Source organism: Pseudomonas sp. AC463 (assembly GCF_979253585.1).
Genome location: NZ_CEEDDZ010000733.1, coordinates 1 through 263, shown reverse-complemented (window position 1 = coordinate 263; position 263 = coordinate 1). Strand labels below are relative to the sequence as shown.

The 263-nt window shown below is 71.1% G+C and carries 1 protein-coding gene; it reads right to left on the bottom strand.

Annotated elements, in window-relative coordinates; genetic code table 11:
- On the bottom strand, positions 1 to 263 hold a 263-nt coding region (locus tag AC0IYH_RS32145), incomplete at both ends, for a hypothetical protein (RefSeq protein ID WP_471838364.1).

The following is a 263-nucleotide window of genomic DNA, read 5'->3' as shown; positions in this document are numbered from 1 at the left end:
CCGCGCCACCAGCGACAACCCGCGCCGCGTCGCCAGCGCCACGTCGCTCGCCAGCGGCCCGTCGATGTCCCGCGCCAGGAACGCGTAGTTCAACAGGCTGACGGTCTGCCCCGCCCCCACCGTCAGGTCGAAGGCCGCGTTGTAGAAGTTCGGCGTGATCGCCTGCCGCCCGCTGCCGGTATTGCCAGACACCAGCGCCAGTACCGCATCGTCGATGCACGCCCCCGCGCCGTCTCCCTCGCAACTGACCATCAGGCCACCCC